Below are 503 nucleotides of genomic sequence, written 5' to 3' on the forward strand. Positions count from 1 at the left end.
GTATCTTACTTTGTCAGCATGATATACATTGTTAAAGAGCGTTAGAGTCGAAACTCTAAGCGAGAGACTTGAAAATCGCCGTCCCGAGTTATCGAGCAGCGATGCAAGCATCTTGCTTAGAACTTCATTCAATGACTTTCATCCAAGGGATGATGGTGGAGCCTAGCGGGATCGAACCGCTGACCTCAACACTGCCAGTGTTGCGCTCTCCCAGCTGAGCTAAGGCCCCATGCAGTTTTTGCACTGACGTTCGTCAGTCTGACAAATGGTGGGTCTGGGCAGACTTGAACTGCCGACCTCACCCTTATCAGGGGTGCGCTCTAACCAACTGAGCTACAGACCCATTTGCCACGTTGGGCCTGTAAACAACCCAAACAGTCATTGCTCTTGCTTGATCAGGTAATTCATTGTGAGCACTTACCGACAGTCAGCGACGTGTCGATTAAGGAGGTGATCCAGCCGCAGGTTCCCCTACGGCTACCTTGTTACGACTTCACCCCAGT

At 50.5% G+C, this 503-nt stretch carries 2 tRNA genes and 1 rRNA gene; all 3 read right to left on the reverse strand.

What is annotated here, in order from left to right:
• Positions 1-153 precede the first annotated feature (153 nt).
• Positions 154-229 (reverse strand) — tRNA-Ala (locus JF545_RS19865).
• Between the two features lie 37 nt (positions 230-266).
• Positions 267-343, reverse strand: a tRNA-Ile gene (locus JF545_RS19870).
• Between the two features lie 100 nt (positions 344-443).
• A 16S ribosomal RNA gene (locus JF545_RS19875) occupies positions 444-503 on the reverse strand; the annotation flags it as partial.

This window comes from Halomonas litopenaei (assembly GCF_017303055.1).
Lineage (GTDB): Bacteria > Pseudomonadota > Gammaproteobacteria > Pseudomonadales > Halomonadaceae > Halomonas > Halomonas litopenaei_A.